Here is a 24,686-nt window from a genome sequence, read left to right as displayed (position 1 = left end):
TAACTTCGAAGCACAGTAGTGAATTAATACAGTACAAACAAAAACAGCGCCTAACATAGGCGCTGTTTTTCAAAATCAAATCGAGTATCCAATAAATTCAGTACTCAGACCATGAACGCCATAGTTACTTCAGCGGTGTCTTTTACCGATTCTGCGTACTCTTCGTACTCGGCCACCAACTGATTAATCAAGACGTCGACCAGAAGCAATGCACTTACTTTTGATGCGAAAGCACCGCCAGTTAAAGGGCCTTCTGGTCTAGCGGCAACCAACACTTCATCAGAAGTCACTGATAATGGACTATGGCGAATGTTAGTTAAACTCACGACTGGAGACTGTTGACTCTTCGCTCTTGTCGCCGCGTACACCACATCTTTCGTTGAACCCGAGCTTGAAATCGCAAACCACAGGTCACTTGTTTTCGACTTAACGGCACGCATCGCTGCAATATGAGTGTCTTCGAACATGGTCGAGCATTTACCTATTCGAGTTAAGCGAAAAGTTAAATAACGACCAACAATACTTGATGCCCCAACACCGACACAATGAATATTGTCGGCTTCATGAATCATCTGACAAATACGATCAATCTGCTTTCTATCTATCAGTGTACTGGTGTCTTGCAGGCTGGTAATTGCACTTTGGGTCGCGCTGTCAATTCGATCTGCATTCTCATTAAGGGGTTCATTTGCTTTCTGTGCTCGCGGCTGACTGAGCTCAATTGCCAATCCCATTCGAAAGTCAGAGTAACCTTTAAAACCCAAGTCTCGACACAAGCGAATCACGGTCGCTTCACTTGTCGTAGTATCTCTTGCTAACTCTGTAATGGTTAGGTATTGAGCGCTATCAGCGTTAGATACAATAAAATCAGCCACTTTTTTTAACTTAGGGCTGTAACCTTCCATGCCATAGCGAAGGCGAGATAGTAAATTGACTTGAGATTGTGCGTTCATAATGCTCTTAATTCCATAACTAACGCAGGGAGTATAACGTAATTTCAAACAACAAGAACCTAGCGATTGCTAGGCTCTTATCTCAATCAATTGTTATAACTGATATTTTTCGATTATCTGATTCTTATAAGTTTCAGCCTGAGTTCCGTAAATCAACTGAATACCATTGCCGGAGCGAATCACTCCTTTGGCATCCAACGATTTCCAAACCTCATCACTGGCAGGCAACTCACTGTCTTTCACAGTAATTCGCAGGCGAGTGATACAAGCGTCAATCGAAGCAATGTTCTCTTTACCACCTAAATTCGTCACGATGTCATCAATCAGCCCACCCTCTTTACCGCTATAGTCTTTACGTGTGTAAAGTTTGCTCTCAGCATCGTTACGGCCCGGCGTTGAATAATTGAACTTGCGAATCATAAAGCTGAACACAAAGTAGTAAATCACAGAGTAAATCGGGCCAAGGATCAGAATCCATTGATACGAGGTCTTAGCTGTTCCTTGTAACAAACCAAAGAAGGTAAAGTCGATGATACCGCGAGAGAAAGTAATGCCAACCGCGACGTCCAGCATGTGCATCAACATGTAAGCGATACCTTCGAGCACTGCGTGTACCGCGTACAATGCTGGTGCAACAAACAAGAAAGTAAACTCTAGTGGCTCAGTAATACCTGTCAGGAACGACGTTAACGCAGCTGAGAACAAGATACCTTTTACTTTGGCTTTATTCTTATCGTCTGCACAGCGGTACATAGCTAAAGCTGCTGCAGGCAGGCCAAACATCATTGGTAAGAAGCCACCGGTCATTGTGCGTGTCGCTTCAGAGCTAAAATGTACCGTCGCTGGATCAGCGAGCTGAGCAAAGAAAATCTTTTGGCCACCAGCGACCATTTCACCGGCAACTTCTTGTACGCCACCTAATTCGGTATACCAGAACAATGGGTAAATCGCATGATGGAGACCAAATACGTTCAATAGCCGCATCAATGAACCGTAGAAGAAAGTACCGATGTACCCCATTGCAGAGAAGGCTTCACCTGCAAAAACGATAGATTTAAAAATTGGTGGCCAGATGAATGGGAACACAAATGCTAACGGAATAAAGAATACCATTGTCATGACGGGTACTAAGCGGTTTCCGCTAAAGAACGCCAAGTAATCAGGCAATGTCACATTTGAGAAACGATTAGTAATAAACGCCGATAGTAGGCCACATGTAATACCGCCAAACACACCTGTTTGTAGCGTAAATATGCCAAGCTCTTTGGTATACATAGAGGCTAAACCCACCGCTTCATCCGCATTGGCGCCAGCCGCAATAAGCCCCTCAACACTGGTAGTCTCTGGTGAGAAGCCCTGGAAACCAAGTACCGCACCAATCACGGTATGGAATAGTAAGAAGCCAAGTACTGCGGAGAGTGCCGCCGTTTCTTTATTATTATTCGCCATACCAATCGCAACGCCAACCGCAAATAGCAATGGTAGGTTTACAAACACGAATAGACCCGCTTGGAAACAAAGTACCAAAAACTGATTGGCAAGCGTCCCTGGAGCTAAGAAGGTCAGATTATAAGTTTCAATAAGTGGCCCACTCGTAAATGCCCCACCAACCCCAAGTAAAATACCCGCCATTGGCAAAACAGCAATGGGCAACATAAATGCCCGACCGATCTTTTGTAGTACAGAAAAGATACCGTTCATGTACCCTCCAAATCCTTTGATTTATTAAAATTGTATTTAAACCGCTATGCAGCTTCCCTTAATCGAGTCAATTATCAACACAATAAAAATAATCTTCAAACACCATGAAGAAAATCTGTGATCTATGTAAAAAATATAATCTTCACTATGGATGAAGATTATTTTTATTGGTATAACAACCTCATAAACAAGTTCTGAAGAATAAAGATCATATTAAGAGGCGAGTAATGAAGAACTGGGATATCACTAAAATAGCCAAAACACTGGCCGACACTATTGTCGTTTCTATCCAACCAGTTGAAGGAAGTCCACTCGATACCACTGAGTTTGTTGTTGCTATGGCAAAGGCCGCAGAAATGGCAGGTGCACCAGCATTGAGAATAGAAAGTGCTGAACGCGTTGCTGCTGTGGCGAAAGCCGTATCCATCCCTATCATTGGCATCGTAAAGAGAGATTTACCTGACAGCCCGGTGCGTATCACACCCTTTGTTGATGATGTGAAAGCACTAGAAGCAGCAGGTGCAGCGATTATTGCTTTCGATGCGACCGATCGAGTTCGGCCGGAAACTCGCCAAGTCATTGCGCAAGCTATTGTTCAATCTTGTTGTATTGGTATGGCCGATTGTGCCGAGTTTTCAGACGGATTCTGGGCGCATTCCCAAGGCATTGAATTGATCGGCTCTACGCTTTCTGGCTACACTGGCGAGACAACTCCGGAAGAGCCAGACTTTGAACTGGTTACCAAGTTTGCTCAAGCAGGCTATCTCACTATGGCAGAAGGAAGATTCAACTCTCCAGAACTATGCAAACAAGCAATCCAAGCCGGTGCGCTTTCAGTGACTGTTGGCTCCGCCCTAACGCGTCTAGAAGTTGCAACATCGTGGTACCTCGACGCAGCCGCTAGTGCAAAAATAGCGAAATAAGAAAAGGATAGCATCATGTTAAAAGCCATTACCGCGCACGTATTGTTTGACGGTGAACACTATCTAGAGCAACACGCTTTAGTGTTTGATCACACCGGGATCCTTGAAATAACCCCAATCGACAAACTCGATTCAAGTGCCGATTTGATTAGTTACGGTGACGCTATCATTACCCCAGGCTTTATCGATATTCAAGTCAACGGCGGTGGTGGCATGATGCTCAATGATGCTCAATCCGTTCCCACGATTGAAACCATCATAAAAGCTCACCGCAAAGGCGGCACAGCGTATCTATTACCTACCCTAGTGAGCGAAAAGCCATCCGCTATGGCAGCGGCGCTAAATGCGATTGAGCAAGGGATACAGAAAAAAGTTGATGGTTTGTTAGGCATCCACTTAGAAGGTCCATGGCTAAACCCTGTAAAAAAGGGGGCTCACGATGAAAGTAACTTCTACAGCCCGAGCATTGAACAGTTGGACGCTTTTCCGTGGCTAACGAAAGGCATTAACTTCATCACTTTAGCGCCTGAACAAGTGGATTCAGCATCCATCAAATGGCTATCAGGTAAGGGTTGTATCATTGCTGCAGGACATACCAACCTTGCCGAGCTAGATCTGGTTGGCAAGCGTGAGAACATCCATGGTTTTACCCACCTATATAACGCGATGTCATCACAAACTGGTCGTGAGCTTGGCGCAGTCGGTGTCGCACTAAGTGATGATGATTGTTGGGCATCTTACATTGCTGATGGTATTCACGTTCACCCAAAAAACTTGTTAATGGCTATCAAGCTAAAGCCAAAAGACAAAATGGTGCTGGTTACCGATGCTATGGCATCAGTAGGAAACCCTGATGAAAGCTTCCTTCTTGATGGCCAAAAGATTCGAGTCAAAGATGGTAAGTTAGTTAACGAAGCTGGCAGCCTCGCTGGTGCACATATCACCATGGCTCAGTCCGTCAAAAACCTTATTAATTGGGGCGTTAGCCCAGAACACGCTTACCAAATGGCCAGCACTAACCCTGCCCATGCGATGAATCTTGAAAATGAACTAGGCTACCTAAAAGTAGGATACCGAGCATCTGCAACAATTCTTGATAAAAACGGCGAACCAAATTCCGTTCTAGTCGATGGGAATTTATACTCCGGCTAAAAGCCCAACCTAAACTCCTAAAGGTCACTCACCCCCTATTGAGTGGCCTTTTTTAATGTCCTCTCAGATCATCGATACTTCAAAACTCAGTTAACCCACCTGCGCTTTAAGAGTTATAAATATTAAAACCACTTACGGGTTCTCCTTAATCACAAACAAAAACAGCGCCAAATTAGGCGCTGTTTTATTTTTGGTTTATGTCCAAATGAACTAAACCGTTGATGCTACCAAGCTCGCTTTTTAACAAAACCAAGTAAGAACAAAGACGCAATCATCGTCACTACATAGACCGTCAATACAGGTAACATGATCGAGTTACTTGATGGAACAAATGGCAGGTTAATGTAGATAATCTGCACAATTGGCAAAATAAATATGTTCATGATTGCCAACTCAAATGCTGCAGGTGATTTGAACTCAGGATCAACAATACGCAGCAGTAATAAACCTGAAGCAACTGTACCGGTATAACAACCAAATGCTGCTAGGCCACGTTCGAACCCGTATTTAGGCATACGACGAGCAAACCACACAATTACGAAGAAACTGATCACTGACGCACAAATCGTTGTCGTTAAGAACGGGACAATGATCTGCTGGATATCGTTAATACCAATCGCTAAGAATACCGCACAAATCATGAAATCAACGGTTGTACCCGTAATACGGCGCGTTGTAGAGTTATCTAACACATGACACGATTTGGCTTTTCTTAATGTCTTTCGCGTGATAACGCCAGCTAACATGCCCCAAACATAAAGCATTCCGAAACCAAGGCCTCTAACCTTCTCAATTGATTCAGGCCAACTGAATGTCGCCCATGCCAAAGCGAAAACATAACCCGCACCGTACAGCACAAACATCACAGCAAAATGGAAAGCAAAAGTGTCGATATTCGCGCTATGAGTCGTAGATTGTGCACAAGGTTCAGAGTTACCTTTACCCATGATGCCGGTTAATAACGGCTTCGGCATACTGGATAAGTGCTTTTCAGATAACCAGCCTTTCTTAATCGCTTGATTGGCAAATGGAATACCGATAAGTACAGCAAACAGAAAACCAGCGGCACCAAAGGCTAACCCAACTGTACTTGCGCTTTGTACGCCGTATTCATTTTCCCAGATACCTCCAATAGCTTGAGCTGCCCCAGGGTTTTGTGAAAACCCAACGCTTACTAGGTAGCCGTAACCAGTAAAGATTTCACCCGAGGTAAGGTACGAATAAAGTTCAAAAACAGTACGCCCAGTGATCCCTTGTATCGCGTAGATAAGACAGTAAATCAGAGCAAGCCAAAGTGCTCCACTTCTTATCCAGCTAGAGTTAGCTTTGTCAGCTTCAGGTTCATCTTGTTGGATTAAACCAATACCGATAAAACCAAACACAAACAAATGAGAAACCAACACACCAAACGCGCTCGTTGGTATCTCTTTCCAGCCTTCTTGAGTTGGCATACCTATTAAACCGAAATTCATGAGTACAAAGCCAATCACACCACCAATCAGGGCTGAAGGAATCAGGTTCTTCTGAAAGAAGGTAACTCTTGAGCGTAGGAAAGCTGCAAAAGACAGCAATACACCGACCCAAAAAAAGGCTCCTACGTATGGAAAAAACAATGATGACATAAAATAATCCTTTATTGATCTAACACGTTTTTACTACTGCTCACTCACGCAAATACGTGTTCCTATCAGTTTCAAAGCGAGAACTTTCCACAATATCATTCAGCGAAAAGGGAAAGATCACCGCCCAAATACAGTCCAAAATCTACAGATAATTCAAAGCTTGCAAGTCAACTGGGGTTACATGCCGCGGAAGAATTGCTGGATATCTGCCATCAACGCCTTAGGTTGCTCCATTGCAGCGAAATGACCGCCGCGTTCCATAACCGTCCAACTCTTGATGTTATACATGCGTTCTGAGTATTTCCTCGGTGGCCACGCCAATGTCTCTTTCGGAAACAATGCCGCTCCTGTCGGTACCTCTACACGGCTACCATTTTCACCTAATATACGACCGCCTTCTTCACGTCGTCCGTAGTAGATCCAAGTGGAAGAGTTGAAAGTCCCTGTCGCCACATAGATCATGATGTTGGTTAACATCTCATCTTTACTGTGAACGCTTTCAATGTCCCCATCGTCTAGGTCGGACCATGAATAAAACTTCTCAACTATCCAAGCTGCAATCGCAACTGGGTTATCTTGCATAGCGTAACTCAGTGTCTGTGGGCGTGTTGCTTGCAAAGTTCGATAGCCATCCTCCATAACAGATTCACTATCTACGCGATCTGACCATGCTTGCTCTTCTTCATCTTGAGGACCATCAATATGACGCATCGTCGGGAAGTTGATGTGAATCGCTTTACAGTGGTCGGCATAATCATGACCTAACCAACTACAAATCGCGCTTCCCCAGTCCCCACCTTGTGCTAGATAATCATCGTAACCAAGTACATCCGTCATTAAGCTGTTAAGAACCTTAGCCATAGCTCTTGGTCCCATTGGTCTTTCTGGTCGGTCAGAGAAGCCAAAACCGGGCAGCGAAGGAACAATAAGATCAAACGCATCTTCTGCTTTGCCGCCAAACAACTCAGGGAAAGCAAGAGGTTCAAGCAAATCAAGAAACTCAGCAACAGAACCGGGCCAACCGTGGCTAATAAGTAGAGGACGAGGCTCTACAGAGCTGCCGCGGATATGGATATAGTGAATATTCATCCCGTCAACTGAAGCAGTAAATTGCGAGAACTTATTCATTTTTCGTTCTTGCTTACGCCAATCAAACTCGTTCACCCAGTAGTCACACAGCTCCTTAAGGTATTTGATATTCGTACCGTAATCCCAACCACCGTCGTCAGGCATATAACCCCATTGGTACTCAGCAACATTTTTTCTAATATTGAACAAAATATCATCACTCAGGTTGACCTCAAATGGTTTAATCATAAAATCGTCCCTTTCATTTATGGCTGCGATATGTCGCCATCATCCTCTATATAACGACATATGCATCAGTTCTTATATTTTTATTAACGGCTATTTGTTTACATACCAGATAGTTTTCGTCTGTTGGTATTGGTCAAATGCTTCAACACCATTGTCTTTACCGCCAAATCCAGACTGCTTAAAGCCTCCGAAAGGAGTGCTGATATCCCCTTCAGAAAAACCATTAATCGAGATAGTGCCAGCATTCACAGCTGCCGCTGCGCGTTGAGCACGGTAGATGTCAGAGGTGTAAATCGAGGCAGCTAAGCCGTAATCAGTATCATTGGCAAGCTTGAGTGCTTCTTCTTCGGTATCAAAGGCCGTTACCGCTAGAATCGGACCAAAGATTTCTTCTTTGAAGATGCTCATATCCGCAGTCACATCACTAAAAATGGTTGGCTCAACAAACAGGCCGACCTCATCAGAAGCTGTACCGCCGTAAACCAATTGCGCGCCTTCACTTTTAGCCTTATCTAGATAGCTTTTCACTTTATCGAAGTGTTTTTGCTCAATCATTGGGCCAACAATAGTGTCAGCCTGAGTTGGGTCACCCATCTTCCAATCACGCATTTTCGTGATCATTTTTTCGATAATTTGATCGCGAATAGTACGCTCAACAATCAAACGAGAACCACAACTGCAGTTTTCACCCATGTTCCAAAATGCAGCGTTTAGCATGTCATCGATGAAAGCACCCATATCAGGGATATCTGAGAAAACGATTTGAGGTGATTTACCACCGCACTCAAGAACGATCTCTTTTAGGTTACTTTGTGCGGAATATTCTAAGAACTTACGACCAACTTCAGTTGAGCCAGTAAAAGAAATCATGTCGATATCATTGTGCAAACCTAACGGTTGGCCTGTGTCTTCGCCATGACCAGTGACCATGATAAGCACCGATTCAGGGATGCCCGCTTGGTGCGCTAATTCAACCATGCGATACGTACTCAATGAGGTTTGTTCTGCAGGTTTTACAATCACAGAGTTACCCGTTGCTAATGCAGGGCCAGCTTTGAATGCAAACATCAACGCAGGGAAATTCCAAGGTAGTACCGCACCCACAACACCAATCGGCTCTTTGACAATGAGTCCCATCGCATCACCATTGGTTGGTGAAACCTTACCAAACTGCTTATCTACCGCTTCTGCGTACCATTTAATAAGTGAAATAGTTTCTGGAACATCAGTTTCAAGACACTCAGCGATAGGTTTCCCTGCTTCAACACAATCGAGTGCTGCTAACTCTTCGGCATGCTTTTCAAGCAGCGCAACCCACTTGTACATCACGTCCTTACGCTCCGCTGGGTTCAATTTAGACCACTCGCCTTTATTGAACCCTTCACGAGCTGCATTCACAGCTAGATTAACGATTTCTGAACTGCCAGATTCAATTGCACCAATGACAGATTTGTTATGTGGAGCAATTGTAGGAAAAGACAACTCACGATTTACAGAGTGGTCAGGAATCAAATGACCTGCCCATAATTCACCCTGTTCGGCCAAAGAAAAAATATCTGCTGCGACGAGTACATTGTTCATTAATCATTCTCTTTTTAATTTAATGTTTCCAGAATGTTAATAATTTGATAGATTCCCGTAAAGCATCAGAAAGATATATCTTGATACCTTTTAGGAATGAGTATGAGTTTGAATTATGAAATCCGGCATCTAAAGCACTTTTTTGCATTGGCGGAGGAATTGAATTTTCGAAGAGCTGCAGAGAAGATCAACATCGCTCAGCCAGCGTTATCGAGATCATTACAAAAACTCGAATCTGACCTGGGAGTAATTCTTTTTATTCGAACTACTCGCCTCGTAGAATTGACCGATGCGGGGAAGGCATTTCATGCGGGAGCACACCAAGCTTTTCTATCGTTAATCGACGCAGAAAAGAGTGCGATGCGCGTGAAGATAGGGGAAGAAGGATCATTGAGAATTGGCTATACGAATTTTGCGATTACAGGTCAATTGCCTCAACTCCTAAAAGCATTCAAAGACTCTTACCCTTTGATTCGGCTAGAACTTATTCATCAATTTTCAGCAGATCAAATTGAGTCTCTAGAAAAAGAGCGTTTAGATTTTGGCTTCATTACTGGCCCATTAATATATAAAGGCATCACGTCATTTCCTTTTCAACAAGACCCACTCGTCGCCATCGTTCCAGACTCTCATCCACTGTCACATAAACCATCTATAGACCTTATCGATCTAAGACATGAGTCGTTTATTTTAGGGAATGCCAATAACTGGACTCATTTTTTCAAGATCATTCAAAGGGTATGTCGCAATGCTGGGTTCATGCCTAATATCGTAGAGGAGGCTTACGATACCGAAGCCATTTTAGGCTTAGTCAGCTCTGGGTTTGGTATCAGCTTACATGCAGGAACAGTTAAGAATTACTATCGAAAAGGCGTCAAGATCATCGATATCAACGATCACCTCGACACCATCAGTACAGAATTGATTACATTCAATCCAGCTCAGAGCCCGATCAAAAAGATCTTCTTCGATTTTGCCAAATCGTATAGCAAAGGTCTAAAGAATTAGCATCAACTACTATTGTTTAGTTAGCAACTCTCACTTAGCCAAAGTTAGTTAACGGCGGAGCGAACTGAAGGGATTTCCAATACAAAAACAGCGCCTAAATAGGCGCTGTTTTTCGTTTTATCTCGCTCGTAGATTACGCGACAAGAAGTTAGGTTAAGCGATAAAAATCTGTGCCAGTGCGTAGCCTAAACAACATGCACCTACTACACCGATTAAACCGACCGACATGAATGAGTGGTTGAAATACCACTTACCAATCTTGGTGGTGCCAGAGACATCGAAGTTAACCGTTGCGATGTCTGATGGATAGTTCGGGATGAAGAAGTAGCCGTAAACTGCTGGCATCAAACCGATAAGCAGTGCTGGATCTAATCCTAAGCCAAGGCCAACAGGTAGCATCATACGTGCAGTAGCGGCTTGCGAGTTCACCACAACCGATACGATGAATAGCGCTAGAGCAAACGTCCATGGGTAATTCGTTACCATTTCCACGATGCCAGACTTGAACTGAGGCATTGCGTATTGGAAGTAAGTATCCGACATCCAAGCGATACCGAAGATAGCAATCGCCGCCACCATACCCGATTTGAATACCACGCCGTTTGGTACATCACGTGGGTCAGTTTTGGTTGCCAGCAAGATGATACCGCCGAAACAGAGCATCATCATTTGGATGATCACCGACATCTTGATTGGCTTGTCGCCGTCTACGATGGTTCTGATCTCTGGCACCATCGCCACGATAACAATCACGACAATTGAAAGTAGGAAAATCAACACGGCATTACGAGCCGAAGTTGGAAGCACTTCATCCAAAGACGTCGCCGTCGTGTTCTCGATGCGTTTTTTCCACTCAGGATCTTTTAGACGTGCTTGATAATCAGGATCATCGTTCAGTTCTTTACCGCGTTTCAAGCTATATAGAGAAAGTAAAAGTGTGCCGAACAGCGTTGCAGGAACCGTCACCATCAAAATGGAAAGCAGAGTAATGGAGTGTTGGACATCGGAAAGTTGCGCGAGGTAATACACCACTGCAGCCGAGATTGGAGAAGCCGTAATCGCTAGCTGAGACGCCACTGATGCCGCAGCCATTGGACGCTCAGGACGAATACCATTCTTCAACGCCACATCGCCGATGATTGGCATGATTGAGTAAACCGCGTGGCCAGTACCCAATAGGAAAGTCATCGAGTAAGTCACGAACGGTGCTATCAAGGTGACGCGTTTCGGGTTCTTTCTCAGTACCCTTTCCGCTACTTGCAACATGTATTTCAAACCACCCGCTGCTTCTAAAATCGAAGCACAAGTCACAACGGCGAGAATGATCAACATGACAGTGACAGGTGGAGACGTTGGTGGCATCTTGAAGACAAACACCTCGATAACCAAGCCAATCCCAGAAACAACACCTAAGCCGATACCGCCATACCGAGACCCGATATAAAGTACGACTAATAAAAATAGAAACTCAAAATACAACATAAGCAACCTTGCTAAAAATATGGACTAATTATATTTTGTCCCTAAGCTCAGCCATTTACTTATTGCTTGGTCACACTATCATTGCAGGCTCACGCAAATTGTTTTTTATAAGATTATGGTCACGCTCCCAAGCCTGTAAGTTTATGAATTGTAATAGGAAGCTAGGCACTCAACCGAGATTTGTTATGTATGATAACCATTATTGTGTCTGTTAGAACCGCATGACCTATCAAACATCAGACTCATAACTGAACGATATTATTCCAACGCAAGTTAATCAGGTTTCACCTCATCTAGAAGCATATTACCGAGACAATTCGTCATATTCTTACTGAACACTGACTCGCCTATCTCCAGGCACTATGTCAAAATGCTCGCCCTCACGACGACAACACAGAAAGAACCACGTATATGAATTTTCAAGCTGCTATTTTTGATATGGATGGACTGCTGCTCGACACCGAGCGACTTTGTATGCAGGTTTTTGAAGAAGCATGTCACGCGCAAGGCGTTCCGTTTTTGCAGGATGTTTACCTAGGCATCATTGGCTGTAACGCAAAAACCATCGAACAGATTTTTAGAAATGGCTACGGTGAAGGGCTAGATTACCCAGCGCTGAACAACGAATGGCGCACACGCTACAGTGCGATTGTTAAGCACCAAGCTATCCCAGTAAAAGACGGCGTGATTGAGCTTCTTGAGTGGCTGAAATCAAACGACATTCCAATCGCGGTGGCGACCTCCACTCAGCTTGATATCGCGAAAAAGAAGCTTGAGCTGGCTGGCCTAGATTCTTACTTCACCTCACTAAGCACAGGCTGCGAAGTGACCAATGGTAAACCTCACCCAGAGATCTACTTACTAGCGGCAGAACGCCTAGGTGTTGCCCCTGAAACCTGCCTAGCGTTTGAAGACTCAAACAACGGTATTCGCGCATCAATGGCAGCCAACATGATCAGCTTCCAGATCCCTGATTTAGTAGAACCATGTGACGAAGTAAAAGCGCTTGGACACACCATCAGCCCTTCTCTGCATGATGTGTTAGCGCAGCTTCAACAAGCCGCTGCATAAGCTCTGATTACCGTTGATAACGCTTTAATCAACACAGAATAACCTTTCTATTAAGCCGACTCACAGAGTCGGTTTTTTGTGGGTATTCCTTTTATAAAAGATAAAAACTCGCGCTTGAAACTGTTACAGTCGATGTGAAACTGATGCTAAGTGACAAGCAACATTGATAACGTCTAGAAAGGGAGAAAGAGACACGTGATTGAGAAAATTGAAAGCCAACTGCTTGATTTTGCACAGCAAGAGATGACACAAGATGCAGCGCACGATATCAGCCATATTAAGCGCGTAGTCAAAACCGCCAAGGCTTTATGTACTCAAGAACAAGCTAAGCTTGAAGTCGTGCTGCCCGCCGCTTACCTTCATGATTGCTTCACCTTTCCAAAGAACCACCCAGACCGCGCTCAAAGCTCACAAATGGCAGCAGACAAAGCCATCTCTTATCTCAAATCTATCGAATATCCTGCGCCCTACCTTGATCAGATCCATCATGCCATTGTGACTCACAGCTACAGCGCCAACATCACACCTGAAACGTTAGAAGCTCAAATCGTCCAAGATGCTGACCGCCTAGATTCTCTCGGTGCGATTGGTATTGCACGCTGCCTGTACGTCGGTCAGAGTTTTAACGCAGAGCTCTATAACCACGAAGACCCATTCGCTGAACATCGAGACTTGGATGACAAACATTACAGCGTCGACCATTTCTACGTGAAGCTGTTCAAGCTGGCTGAAACCATGAATACAGAATCCGCCAAGTTAGAAGCCAACAAGCGCACCGACTACATGCGTGGTTTTCTTGAGCAATTGGGCTCGGAAGTTTAACGGCTTAAAAAAGAGACACGCGATAAGGGAGAGAGAAGGATATGGAAATAAACCGCTTTAAAGCGTCCGACGCCGACGAAATCGTCACTTGGTTCACATCCCTCGAAGACTACGTACTGTGGGGTGGGCGAACATTTGGTTGGCCGTTAAAAACCGCTTCCATCATCGAACGTTCTCAAGAACCACATGTCGAGCTGTATACCTTTTCTGCATCTAAGTCAGACTCTGAACCGAACGCCGATTCAAACGCCAATGACTTACTTGGCTTTATGGAATTTCAACGCATGTCAGACAACGAACTTCGCTTTTGCCGGGTCGCGATTCACCCAAACCAACGAGGCAAAGGGCTTGGGCAATCCATGATAGAAAGTGCATTAGAAGCAGCGAAAGAAATTCCTGATGTCACCACCATCAGCTTAGCGGTCTTTCAACAGAATATCGGCGCAAAGCGCTGCTACGACAAAGCGGGCTTTCAGGTGGTCGACAAAGAACCAAGCGTGAAAGAATTCAATGGCAAAACCTGGCCCTTGTATCAAATGGAATTAAAGCTCGGCTAGTTTGTTCTAATTATCAGACTGGTTTTGATTAATAAGATTGTTTTAATTAACAGACTTACTTTAGTTAACAGAATTGTTTTAATTGCCAGATTTGACCCCATATCATTAAGCATTGGCTAGACCACTCAAGATACACAGATGTAATTTGGAACCTTCAATGACCCAAGAAAAATTCGACACCATTTATCAGCGCGCGGCTCACCGCAAAGGCGGAGCGGCCGAACTCGAAAAGATTGTCCGTGCGCCACTGTCACAAGCCGAGCTATCACAAATCACCGACGACCGTTGGTTGGCCGCCTTTACTGAAAAGGTATTCCAGTGTGGCATTTCATGGAATGTAGTAAGAAAGAAATGGCCGCAATTTGAAGAGGTGTTCTTTGAATTCAATATCGAAAAGATGTTAATGCTGCCGAATGAGATGTGGGAACAGAAAGCACAAGACCCACGTATTATTCGCCACCTGACTAAGGTGATGACCATCCCTGCCAATGCCACCATGATTCACAACGCCAAGCGTGAAGCCGATTCATTCTCACAAATGGTTGCCGACTGGCCATCAGAGCGCATCACAGAACTTTGGGATTACCTGAAAAAACACGGTAAGCGATTGGGCGGAAACACAGGCGCCTACACTTTACGCCAAATGGGCAAAGACACCTTTATCTTGTCTTCGGACGTTGAAGCTCACCTACGCAGCACAGATGTTGTCGATAGCGGCCGTAACACCAAGCGAGCACAACTGGCAGCGGGTAAAGCCTTCAACGAATGGCAACAACAATCAGGGCGTAGCCTGAGCGAAATAAGCCAGATCGTGGCGTACAGCTGCGGTGATAATCGCCTCTAGCCGCACTCCAAATGATTTAAAGCTCAAGATTGCACACACTTCACCGAAAACTAAATGTTACAAGTCATTAACAAATAAGCGTACATCGCACTTTCACTCGGTGGCATTGTATAGATAAGTGTATACAATGTAGGGTAGCACTCATGAATTATTCTCGATTAACCCTATCCGACCAAACAAGGGCCCTTATCTCTATGACAGTTCTCAAAAACTCTGTCTCCAAAGGTGTAAAAACTAAAGTCACAGGCCAGACTCAAGACGATGTTGTTTACTGCCATATCTTCGACGCGATACTAGAACAAAGGCTGCCACCAGCCACCAAATTAAGCGAAGAAGCCCTAGCAGAAATTTTTAGCGTTAGCCGTACAATTATCCGTCGTGCCTTACTGCGTCTTTCTTTAGAACAAGTTGTGGTGATCCGCCCGAACCGAGGCGCAATGATTGCCGCCCCAACAGTGGATGAAGCCAAACAAATTTTTAAAGCGCGCGAAGTGATGGAGATTGCTATCACTGAACTTGCGGTGAAAAACGCCACCAAAGCACAGATAGAAGAATGCAGAAAATTAGTCGCGAAAGAGAACTGTGCCTTTGACCAAGGTGATTACGGTTCTGGCTTGCGATTGTCTGGCGAGTTTCACATCAAACTGGCTGAAATGGCAGAGAATGCACCACTGCTCGCTTTTCAACGCAGCTTGGTATCGCAAACCTCACTGTTGATCGCTCAGTACGAGACAGGTAACCACTCGAACTGTTCTCTAGACGAACACTCAGGCTTACTAGATGCAATTGAGTCAGGTAACGAACAACAAGCAGTAGAATTGATGCAGGAACACCTAAGCCACATCCGTTCAAAGCTCAACCTAGACAGCAGCACAGCTTCTAGTGATCTGCATGTCGTGTTCTCAGATCTGCTTAAGAGCAAGTCATAGACGATTCAACAAGCGATTAATAACCATCATTCAACAGCTTTTTGTTAACAAAATTGGAGAGAAGTAAGCCTCTGCGTTTACTTCTCTTTTTTATGCACTCTCCCCTAAAAATAAAGACGACCATCGGCTCACATCCATCTAAAAACACTGTCTATTCTAGCCTCAACAACGATCTTAGCCTCTACAGGATCACTTCCAACAGTGCCATAAACCCCGCCTTTATCTTGTATACATAGCTATCAATTCATTCACACCAAAAAACTGTTCACCTTAAATTCAACCCCTTATAAAACAAACAACTATAGTCAAAATGAAATTGTATACAATCATCTGCGAAGACTGTTTGTTGCATTTTTGTAAATAAATAGTTGACCACAGGGTCAGGATGGATAATTATTGACCTAGAAGTCAAAAAGAATACACATGGAAATATGTCGATTTACAAGGAGGTCTCTTGATTACTTTTTTGCTCAATCAGGAAATAAGACGTGAAGATAATCTGTCGCCAAATATGACAGTGCTCAACTACCTTCGTACCAAAGTTAATAAAACGGGTACAAAAGAAGGTTGTGGGTCGGGTGACTGTGGTGCATGTACGGTAGTTCTGGGTGAAGTGGTTGATGGACAGCTGCAATACCGCTCGGTGAACTCTTGCCTAACTTTCGTTTCAGCACTGCATGGCAAGCAACTGATCACAGTAGAAGATCTACAAAACCGAGATCGCTCTTTGCACCCAGTGCAGAAAGCGGTGGTGGATTTTCACGGTTCACAGTGTGGTTACTGCACGCCGGGCTTCATCATGTCGATGTTTGCCCTAGGCAAGAACAAACCCGATGCGAGCAAAGAAGACGTCATGGAATCACTGGCGGGTAACCTATGTCGCTGTACTGGCTACCGACCAATTGTTGATGCTGCGATGTCGCTTTCAACAGACCAGCCTTTGATTGACCAATTTGCAGAACTTGAACGCAACACCATCAAGAAGCTAGAAGGTATTCAAGACACTGAAGCCAACTTACGCCTTGGTCACCTCACCGCTTTTTCCCCGAAAAGCACTTATGAGCTGGCCAAGCTTTTTCAAGCCCACCCGAACGCTAAGCTGGTTGCTGGCGGTACGGATTTAGCGCTGGAAGTGACGCAGTTCCACCGTGAAATCGAAACACTGATCAGCGTAAACCTTGTTGAAGACATGAAGGTATGCGAAGAAACCGACACCGATTTAATCATTGGTGCCAACCTGCCTATCAGCGATTCTTACTCACTACTGAAAAAACACTACCCAGATTTTGGTGAGCTACTGCACCGCTTTGCGTCACTGCAAGTACGTAACCAAGGCACCATTGGCGGTAATGTGGCGAATGCCTCGCCTATCGGTGATACCCCTCCTCTGCTGATTGCTCTCGATGCGAAAATCAAACTTCGCTGCGGCGACGAGTCACGCACGATGCCGATTGAAGATTACTTCATCAGCTACAAAGTGACGGCGCAGAAACAGAGTGAATTCATTGAACAGATCATCATTCCTAAGCCAACCAACGACAGCTTCCGAGCTTACAAAGTGTCGAAACGTTTAGACGACGACATCTCTGCGGTGTGTGGCGCGTTTGATATTCAAATTGAAGATGGCAAGGTTTCTTACGCTCGTATCGCTTTCGGCGGTATGGCAGCAACGCCTAAGCGTGCAACTCGTTGTGAAAATACGTTATTAGGCAAACCGTGGACAGACGCTAATATTAAGTTAGCGATGCAGGAACTGTATAACGACTTTGAGCCGCTCTCTGACTTCCGTGCAAGCCAAGAATACCGTTCATTGTCGGCGGCCAACATGCTGCGTCGCTACTTCATTGAACGACAGAACAAAAACAACCAAATCGAAACAAGGGTAACGTCTTATGTCTAAATCAAATTCCTCTGTTCACAAGAGCAATGCGATGACCCACGAAGAGATGGTTACCATTGCAAAACAAGACCTAAAAACTGGCGTCGGTAAAAGCGTTAAACACGACAGTGCAGCCAAGCAAGTCACGGGCGAAGCGGTATACATTGACGACCGCCTAGAGTTCCCAAATCAGCTGCACGTATACGCACGCCTGAGCACTCAAGCGCACGCTAACATCACCAAAATAGACCTATCTCCATGTTACGAATTCGAAGGTGTGGCAATTGCTATTCAAGCGAAAGACGTACCGGGTGAACTGGATATCGGCGCCATCCTACCGGGTGACCCACTGCTTGCAGACGGCAAAGTAGAATACTACGGCCAACCTGTGATTGCGGTAGCAGCCAACGATTTAGAAACCGCGCGCAAAGCCGCACACGCAGCCATTATTGATTACGAAGAGCTACCCGCGATTCTTGATGTAAAAGAAGCGCTAGAGAAAGAGCATTTCGTAACAGAAAGCCACACTCAACAACGTGGTGACTCGAAAGCCGCACTGGCAAAAGCGAAACACGTGATCTCTGGTGACCTAGAGATCGGCGGTCAAGAGCACTTCTACCTAGAAACTCAAATCAGTAGCGTGATGCCCACTGAAGATGGCGGCATGATCGTTTACACCTCGACCCAAAACCCGACCGAAGTTCAAAAGTTGGTTGCGGAAGTGATTGGCGTACCGATGCACAAAGTCGTGATTGATATGCGTCGTATGGGCGGTGGTTTCGGTGGTAAAGAGACTCAAGCAGCCTCTCCAGCGTGTATGGCCGCGGTGATTGCTCACCTCACCGGTCGACCTACCAAAATGCGTCTGCTGCGCAATGAAGACATGCAGCAAACCGGAAAACGCCACCCGTTCTACAATCAATACACAATCGGTTTTGACGATAATGGTGTGATTCAAGGTGCCGACATTACCGTTGCAGGTAACTGTGGTTACTCTCCAGACTTATCAAGTTCTATCGTCGACCGCGCAATGTTCCACTCAGACAACGCCTATTATCTAGGTGATGCAACTGTGGTTGGTCATCGATGCAAAACCAACACCGCATCGAACACCGCTTACCGTGGCTTTGGTGGTCCGCAAGGCATGATGACCATCGAACACATCATGGACGAGATTGCGCGTTACCTGAAAAAAGATCCTTTGGAAGTACGTAAGGCGAACTACTACGGCGAAGAAGGCCGTAACGTGACCCATTACTACCAAACCGTTGAAGACAACTTTTTACCTGAGATAACCGAACAGCTTGAACGCAGCAGTGACTATCACGCACGTCGTAAAGACATTGCCGAGTTCAACAAGCAGAGCCCTATTTTGAAGAAAGGCCTTGCGATCACACCAGTGAAATTCGGTATCTCGTTTACTGCGACTTTCTTGAACCAAGCAGGTGCGCTCATCCATATCTACACCGATGGCAGTATTCATTTGAATCACGGTGGTACGGAAATGGGGCAAGGCTTGAACATCAAAGTGGCACAAATCGTTGCACAGGAGTTCCAAGTCGATGTCGAACGTATCCAGATCACCGCTACAAACACAGACAAAGTTCCGAACACATCACCAACCGCAGCCTCATCGGGCACCGACCTCAACGGTAAGGCCGCGCAAAACGCCGCAATGACCATTAAGCAGCGCCTGATCGACTTCGCTTCTTCGCACTTCAAAGTGTGGCCTGAAGAGGTGGTATTTAAGAACGGCATGGTGCAGATCCGCGATGAGATCATGACCTTCAACTCATTTGTTGAACTGGCTTGGTTTAACCAAATCTCGCTGTCGAGCACTGGCTTCTACCGCACTCCGAAGATCTATTACGATCACGAGAAGGCGCGCGGTCGCCCGTTCTACTACTACGCGTATGGTGCCTCTTGTTCAGAAGTCATCATCGATACCCTAACCGGCGAAAACAAGATTCTGCGTGTCGATATCCTGCATGACGTGGGCGCTTCATTGAACCCAGCGATTGATATCGGCCAAGTCGAAGGTGGCTTTGTGCAAGGTGTCGGTTGGTTAACGACGGAAGAGTTGGTGTGGAACCAGCAAGGTCGCTTGATGACCAATGGCCCTGCGAGCTACAAAATCCCAGCCATTGCCGATATGCCAATTGATTTCAGAACGCACCTTTTAGAAAACCGTAACAACCCAGAAGACACCGTCTTCAACTCGAAAGCCGTGGGTGAACCACCTTTCATGTTGGGTATGTCGGTATGGAGCGCACTGAAAGACGCCATTAGCTATGTCGCCGTCGATGGGGCGATTCCTAAGCTGAATACACCTGCAACGCCAGAACGTATTCTCATGGCGATTCAGGAAGTGTCTGAAACGGCTCCGACCTCGGTCGATGCTCAATCAGAAACGGCTTAAGGCTCATATCGATCGTTTAGCTTGGGAAGCATAAAAAAGGGATTTAGGAGGACATATGTTTAAGGATAATTGGATTCACGAACTGGCAAAACTGGAAAAGAACTACGAACCGTGTGTAATGGTGACGGTGCTCGAAGACAGAGGTTCCGTTCCACGCGATGCGGGCACCAAAATGCTTGTCACTCGTGACCGAATCATCGCTACGATTGGTGGTGGTCACCTTGAACATGTGGCCACTAAAATGGCGCGCGAAATGCTGATTGCCAGCGAAAAATCGCTCAAAGTGGAACGCTTCAACCTAGGTGCTCGTTTAGGCCAATGTTGTGGCGGAATGGCAACGTTAAGCTTCGAACCGATTGGCACTCAGCAGAACCACCTTGTGCTGTTCGGCGCAGGCCATGTTGCCAAAGCGCTGCTGCACATTGTCGCAACCCTGCCCTTCCGCGTGACCTGGATTGATGAACGTGAAGAAGTGTTCCCTGAAACGCTGCCACATGGTGTGAAAAAGCTTGTTTCAGATGACCCGGTTGGCGAAGTGAAACACATGCCGCCGAACAGCTATTACCTAGTGATGACCCACAACCACCAGCTCGATTTTGACCTAACCAAAGCCATTATCGACCGTGAAGACAGCCGTTACTTCGGCATGATTGGTTCGCTCACTAAGCGCAAGAAGTTCGACTTCCGCTTAGAGCAACGCGGCTATAGCCAAGAGCAAATCGAAACTATGCTTTGCCCGATTGGTATTAGTGCGGTGAATGGCAAACATCCTGCGGAAATTGCGGTGTCGGTTGCGGGTGAACTGATCGCACACTATCAAGGCCAAGCACTTGAACAAAAGCGCCCAACCAAACAATATCGAAATCAGGATTTGACCGATCAACACAGTCAACCAAGCGACGTAGGCGAACCACCATTGGAAGAGAAGATCGCCTAATAAAAGTCGCAAAGCTTCAGTGGCCATAAAGTCGCTGAAGTCATTAAAAGGAAGTAAACATGACAACCCAACGCAAAGCTTATCGCGCCAGTATTTTACACAGCGTCGCCGACCCAAAAGACGTCGGTATCGATGAGTCTTACGACTATTTTGAAGACGGTGTTTTAGTGGTTGAGAACGGCCATGTCGTCGACTTAGGCCATGCCGACGAAGTATTGGCTCGCCAACCTAAAACACTCGAAGTAAAACAATATAAAGACAAGCTGATCACCTCCGGTTTCATTGATACGCACATCCATTATCCACAAACAGGGATGATCGCGTCTTACGGTGAGCAGCTTCTAGATTGGTTAGAAAACTACACCTTCCCAGAAGAAAAACGCTTCAAAAATCCAGTCTATGCACACAAAGTGGCGAAGCTATTCCTAGACGAATTGGCAAGCAACGGCACCACAACTGCACTCGTATTTGGCACGGTACACAAAGAGTCGGTTAACGTGTTCTTTGAAGAAGCCGAGAAGCGTAACCTACGTATGATCGCAGGTAAGGTGCTAATGGATCGCAATGCGCCTGATTACCTGACCGATACTCCAGAATCAGGCTATGCAGACTCAAAAGAACTGATCGAAAAATGGCACAAGCGCGGTCGTTTGCACTATGCCGTAACACCTCGCTTCGCACCAACCAGTACACCAGAACAACTCGAAACGGTAGGTAGACTGCTAGAAGAATACCCAGATGTGTACATGCACACTCACCTTTCTGAAAACAAGAAAGAGATCGATTGGGTATTAGAACTGTTCCCAGAGCGCGACAGCTATTTGGATGTGTATGACCACTATGGTCTACTGCACAAACGTTCGGTATTCGCGCACGGTATTCACCTATCAGATTGCGAATGTAAGCGCCTGGCAGATACCGATTCGGCAATCGCTTTCTGCCCAACTTCTAACCTTTTCTTAGGCTCGGGGTTGTTCCGATTACCAGAGATGGAAGATCACGGTATTCGTGTCGGCGTGGGTACTGATGTAGGCGCAGGCACTAGCTTCTCAATTCTGCAAACAATGAGTGAAGCGTACAAGATCATGCAGCTACAGCATAAGAAGTTGCACCCGGCTAAGTCGCTGTTCTTGGCAACACTAGGCGGTGCACGTTCGCTGCATTTAGAAGACAAGATTGGTAACTTGGAAGTGGGCAAAGAAGCGGATTTCGTGGTGTTGGATCTACACGCTACACAGCTGATGCGCTTTAGAATGGAACAAACCACCAAGCTTGAAGAGAAGCTGTTTGTATTGATGAGCTTGGGCGACGACAGAACCGTTAGCGAGACTTACATCTACGGCGAAAAGGCCTACGATGTGAACTTCAAAGATTACAAGAAGCTCGTTAGTTAGGCTTAAAACCGAGTAACAATCGCTAGACAGCGACAAGCCGTCGTTAATTATATAATCCGTCCAGATTTATCTAGCCTTTAAAGACCAGTTGCTGATGCCACTGGTCTTTTTTGTGCTTCATTCAAAGAAATAATAAATTAACCGCTCACAGACAACGATCTTCGGTGACGCCAAGTCATTATATTGATAGGTTAATGTTTATACATATCGACTTTATGCTTCGTTTGGCGTCTCTCTAAAACATTCGTTTCTCAGCTGAATGGAAGCACCCAATCTAGAAAGGAATTCTATGTTCGAACAGGTCGTCAGCATTCTGTTTCCCGTTTTTGCTTTAGCCAGTGCTGGCTTTGCGGTGGGTCGTTGGCTCAAGCCCGATTTCAAACCGATCAATCGCATTAACATGGATGTCTGTATTCCTGCTTTGGTGTTTGCATCACTGACCACCATGCCTCTCGACACAGAACAACTGCCACTCATCACCGCCTCTTTGGTCGCGGTGTTGGTGCCCGCTTTATTGATGATACCAATCTGTAAGATCTTTAAGCTCAACTTCAAAGCTTGGGCTCCGCCACACATGTTTCGCAACAGTGGCAACCTCGCGATTCCCCTATTCACCTATACCTTTGGCGAGAGCGCATTAGCCCCTGCTGTATTGCTGTTTGTGGTGTCGGCTTGCGTGCACATTAGTGTTGGCTTGGCGCTGTTGAGTGAAGGTAATCCGATCAAACAGATCCTCAAGATGCCGATATTCTTAGCCGCTGCATTAGCGATGACGCTGAACTTATCTGGAGTTGGTGTTTGGAACCCAATCTACGAAGCCACATCACTACTCGGCCAAGCAGCCGTGCCAATCATGCTGTTGTCGCTAGGCTCGCAAATGGTCAACTTAAGGCTGAGCGGATTAAAGGTCGGCTTGTTGTGCACGGCTCAATCACTGTTTACTGGGGCCATCGCCTTTACCATCATCTACTTCTTTATCCCGCTGCCAACGCTGCACCTGCAAATGATGGTGCTGTTCACCATGCTGCCACCCGCCGTGATGAACTACCTGTTTGCAGAAAGGTTCAATGTAGAGCCACCCAAGGTCGCGTCTATGGTGTTGTTCGGCAACTTCCTGAGCGTGGTTACCTTGCCGATCTTGTTATCATTCGCGCTGTCTTTGTCACCTTAAAGAACCGCGAACCTTCCAGATTAACGACCTTTAAAACTTAGCCAATAAATAAAAAGGGAGCTCAACTTAGCCAAGTTGAGGCTCCCTTTTTCAGACTATATTTCTTGTTTCTCTTACACTGTGTTTCTCTCCGCAAGCACCTCTTTAAATGCGAACATGCCATTTAATGCCGAAGGGAATCCCGCGTAGACCGACATCTGCAATATCACTTCTTTAACCTCTTCCTCGCTGCATCCAACATTGAGTGCCGCATTTAAATGCACCTTAAGTTGAGGAGCACAATTACCGAGTGCGGTAAGGGCAGCGACGGTCGCGATCTCTCGTGATTTCAAATCCAAACCGGGGCGTGAATAGATGTCTCCGAAGGGATACTCGATAGTATATTTGGCAAGATCAGGGCAGATGTCTTGCAGGCTTTCGATAACCTGTTGCCCTGCTTCTCCGTCGATGTGATTAAGCCTTTCTAAGCCAGTTTCAAAACGTGATTGATTCATGAGTCTGTTCCTGTATTTATAGTTCACAGGAACACCTTACAAGTTAGAGTCGACTCTAAGTCAACGGACTTTTCCACCTCGATACAAACTAATTTTTTCTTCCAACGCTGCCATGTGCTTTTGCTGCTCTTCGATATGCGCTCGCAAATTCTGTTGATGTTGTTCGAGTAACACTTGGCGTTGAGAAGTCGATTCTGGCCCTAACTCCCTCAGCTTTGCGTATTCTAAAATCTCATCCAGTGGCATTGCGGTGTCTTTCAGCCGCTTCACAAACTCAATCCAAGTGACGTCCTTCGATGTATAGACTCGATGGCCGCTACTGTTCCGCTGAACATTCTTCAACAAGCCGATTTTTTCATAGTAGCGAAGCGTATGGGCAGACAAACCCACCAACCGAGAAAACTCACTCACATTCATTACTTCACCTTTT

At 45.6% G+C, this 24,686-nt stretch carries 21 protein-coding genes; 13 read left to right on the top strand and 8 right to left on the bottom strand.

Annotated elements, in window-relative coordinates; translation table 11 throughout:
- Positions 1-104: 104 nt before the first annotated feature.
- Complete coding sequence (locus tag L3V33_RS07200; RefSeq protein WP_237290092.1) at positions 105-953, bottom strand: MurR/RpiR family transcriptional regulator; 849 nt, start codon at positions 951-953, stop codon at positions 105-107.
- A gap of 93 nt (positions 954-1,046) precedes the next feature.
- The gene (locus L3V33_RS07195; RefSeq protein WP_237290091.1) at positions 1,047-2,654 is read right to left on the bottom strand and encodes a PTS transporter subunit EIIC; all 1,608 of its coding nucleotides are present in this window, start codon (positions 2,652-2,654) and stop codon (positions 1,047-1,049) included.
- Between the two features lie 227 nt (positions 2,655-2,881).
- On the opposite strand from L3V33_RS07195, the gene L3V33_RS07190 reads away from it, so the two are divergent.
- Positions 2,882-3,577 carry a putative N-acetylmannosamine-6-phosphate 2-epimerase gene (locus tag L3V33_RS07190; protein ID WP_237290090.1) on the top strand — a complete coding sequence of 232 codons (696 nt, stop codon included), beginning with the start codon at positions 2,882-2,884 and terminating at the stop codon, positions 3,575-3,577.
- A 15-nt stretch (positions 3,578-3,592) separates the two neighbouring features.
- On the top strand, positions 3,593-4,729 hold the full coding sequence (nagA, locus tag L3V33_RS07185; protein ID WP_237290089.1) for an N-acetylglucosamine-6-phosphate deacetylase: 1,137 nt from the start codon (positions 3,593-3,595) through the stop codon (positions 4,727-4,729).
- A 224-nt stretch (positions 4,730-4,953) separates the two neighbouring features.
- Here nagA and L3V33_RS07180 read toward each other — a convergent pair whose 3' ends face one another.
- The 3 genes from L3V33_RS07180 to L3V33_RS07170 all read right to left on the bottom strand — a co-directional run bounded on the left by L3V33_RS07180 (position 4,954) and on the right by L3V33_RS07170 (position 9,249).
- Entirely contained in the window at positions 4,954-6,351 is a 1,398-nt protein-coding gene (locus tag L3V33_RS07180; RefSeq protein ID WP_237290088.1) for a sodium/glutamate symporter, read from the bottom strand.
- Between the two features lie 177 nt (positions 6,352-6,528).
- Complete coding sequence (locus L3V33_RS07175; protein ID WP_237290087.1) at positions 6,529-7,668, bottom strand: epoxide hydrolase family protein; 1,140 nt, start codon at positions 7,666-7,668, stop codon at positions 6,529-6,531.
- A gap of 90 nt (positions 7,669-7,758) precedes the next feature.
- Positions 7,759-9,249 (bottom strand): aldehyde dehydrogenase, encoded by a 1,491-nt coding sequence (locus L3V33_RS07170; protein ID WP_237290086.1) that lies wholly within the window; start codon positions 9,247-9,249, stop codon positions 7,759-7,761.
- Between the two features lie 102 nt (positions 9,250-9,351).
- Between L3V33_RS07170 and L3V33_RS07165 the strand changes: the two genes are divergently transcribed.
- Complete coding sequence (locus tag L3V33_RS07165) at positions 9,352-10,257, top strand: LysR family transcriptional regulator (RefSeq protein ID WP_237290085.1); 906 nt, start codon at positions 9,352-9,354, stop codon at positions 10,255-10,257.
- 153 nt (positions 10,258-10,410) lie between these two features.
- On the opposite strand, the gene L3V33_RS07160 is transcribed toward L3V33_RS07165, so the two are convergent.
- The gene (locus L3V33_RS07160; RefSeq protein ID WP_029225082.1) at positions 10,411-11,739 is read right to left on the bottom strand and encodes an anaerobic C4-dicarboxylate transporter; all 1,329 of its coding nucleotides are present in this window, start codon (positions 11,737-11,739) and stop codon (positions 10,411-10,413) included.
- Positions 11,740-12,150: 411 nt separating this feature from the next.
- Here L3V33_RS07160 and L3V33_RS07155 point away from each other — a divergent pair, with 411 nt between their 5' ends.
- The 10 genes from L3V33_RS07155 (at position 12,151) to L3V33_RS07110 (ending at position 23,762) form a co-directional block, all read left to right on the top strand.
- Positions 12,151-12,810 carry an HAD family phosphatase gene (locus L3V33_RS07155; RefSeq protein WP_017076947.1) on the top strand — a complete coding sequence of 220 codons (660 nt, stop codon included), beginning with the start codon at positions 12,151-12,153 and terminating at the stop codon, positions 12,808-12,810.
- A gap of 195 nt (positions 12,811-13,005) precedes the next feature.
- Positions 13,006-13,632, top strand: coding sequence for an HD domain-containing protein (locus L3V33_RS07150; protein WP_231902998.1), 627 nt, complete (start codon positions 13,006-13,008; stop codon positions 13,630-13,632).
- A 41-nt stretch (positions 13,633-13,673) separates the two neighbouring features.
- Positions 13,674-14,189: an N-acetyltransferase gene (locus tag L3V33_RS07145; RefSeq protein WP_237290084.1), complete on the top strand. Its 516-nt coding sequence runs from the start codon at positions 13,674-13,676 to the stop codon at positions 14,187-14,189.
- Positions 14,190-14,346: 157 nt separating this feature from the next.
- Positions 14,347-15,033, top strand: coding sequence for a DNA-3-methyladenine glycosylase I (locus L3V33_RS07140; protein WP_237290083.1), 687 nt, complete (start codon positions 14,347-14,349; stop codon positions 15,031-15,033).
- 194 nt (positions 15,034-15,227) lie between these two features.
- The gene (locus tag L3V33_RS07135) at positions 15,228-15,962 is read left to right on the top strand and encodes a GntR family transcriptional regulator (RefSeq protein WP_017075215.1); all 735 of its coding nucleotides are present in this window, start codon (positions 15,228-15,230) and stop codon (positions 15,960-15,962) included.
- A 454-nt stretch (positions 15,963-16,416) separates the two neighbouring features.
- On the top strand, positions 16,417-17,862 hold the full coding sequence (gene xdhA, locus L3V33_RS07130; RefSeq protein WP_267136824.1) for a xanthine dehydrogenase small subunit: 1,446 nt from the start codon (positions 16,417-16,419) through the stop codon (positions 17,860-17,862).
- Positions 17,855-20,260 (top strand): xanthine dehydrogenase molybdopterin binding subunit, encoded by a 2,406-nt coding sequence (gene xdhB, locus L3V33_RS07125; RefSeq protein WP_237290082.1) that lies wholly within the window; start codon positions 17,855-17,857, stop codon positions 20,258-20,260. Before xdhA ends, xdhB begins: the two co-directional genes overlap by 8 nt.
- 55 nt (positions 20,261-20,315) lie before the next feature.
- Positions 20,316-21,197: a xanthine dehydrogenase accessory protein XdhC gene (gene xdhC, locus L3V33_RS07120; protein ID WP_237290081.1), complete on the top strand. Its 882-nt coding sequence runs from the start codon at positions 20,316-20,318 to the stop codon at positions 21,195-21,197.
- Between the two features lie 59 nt (positions 21,198-21,256).
- A complete protein-coding gene (guaD, locus tag L3V33_RS07115) occupies positions 21,257-22,591 on the top strand; it encodes a guanine deaminase (protein ID WP_237290080.1) in 1,335 nt (444 codons plus the stop codon).
- Positions 22,592-22,880: 289 nt separating this feature from the next.
- Positions 22,881-23,762: an AEC family transporter gene (locus L3V33_RS07110; RefSeq protein ID WP_054546206.1), complete on the top strand. Its 882-nt coding sequence runs from the start codon at positions 22,881-22,883 to the stop codon at positions 23,760-23,762.
- A 113-nt stretch (positions 23,763-23,875) separates the two neighbouring features.
- Here L3V33_RS07110 and L3V33_RS07105 read toward each other — a convergent pair whose 3' ends face one another.
- Positions 23,876-24,256, bottom strand: coding sequence for a carboxymuconolactone decarboxylase family protein (locus tag L3V33_RS07105; RefSeq protein ID WP_145563063.1), 381 nt, complete (start codon positions 24,254-24,256; stop codon positions 23,876-23,878).
- A 60-nt stretch (positions 24,257-24,316) separates the two neighbouring features.
- The gene (locus tag L3V33_RS07100) at positions 24,317-24,673 is read right to left on the bottom strand and encodes a MerR family transcriptional regulator (RefSeq protein ID WP_237290079.1); all 357 of its coding nucleotides are present in this window, start codon (positions 24,671-24,673) and stop codon (positions 24,317-24,319) included.
- Positions 24,674-24,686: the final 13 nt, after the last annotated feature.

The sequence above is a fragment of the Vibrio sp. A2-1 genome (assembly GCF_021728355.1).
GTDB classification, from domain to species: domain Bacteria; phylum Pseudomonadota; class Gammaproteobacteria; order Enterobacterales; family Vibrionaceae; genus Vibrio; species Vibrio splendidus_K.
This window is presented reverse-complemented; position numbering and strand designations above follow the sequence as displayed.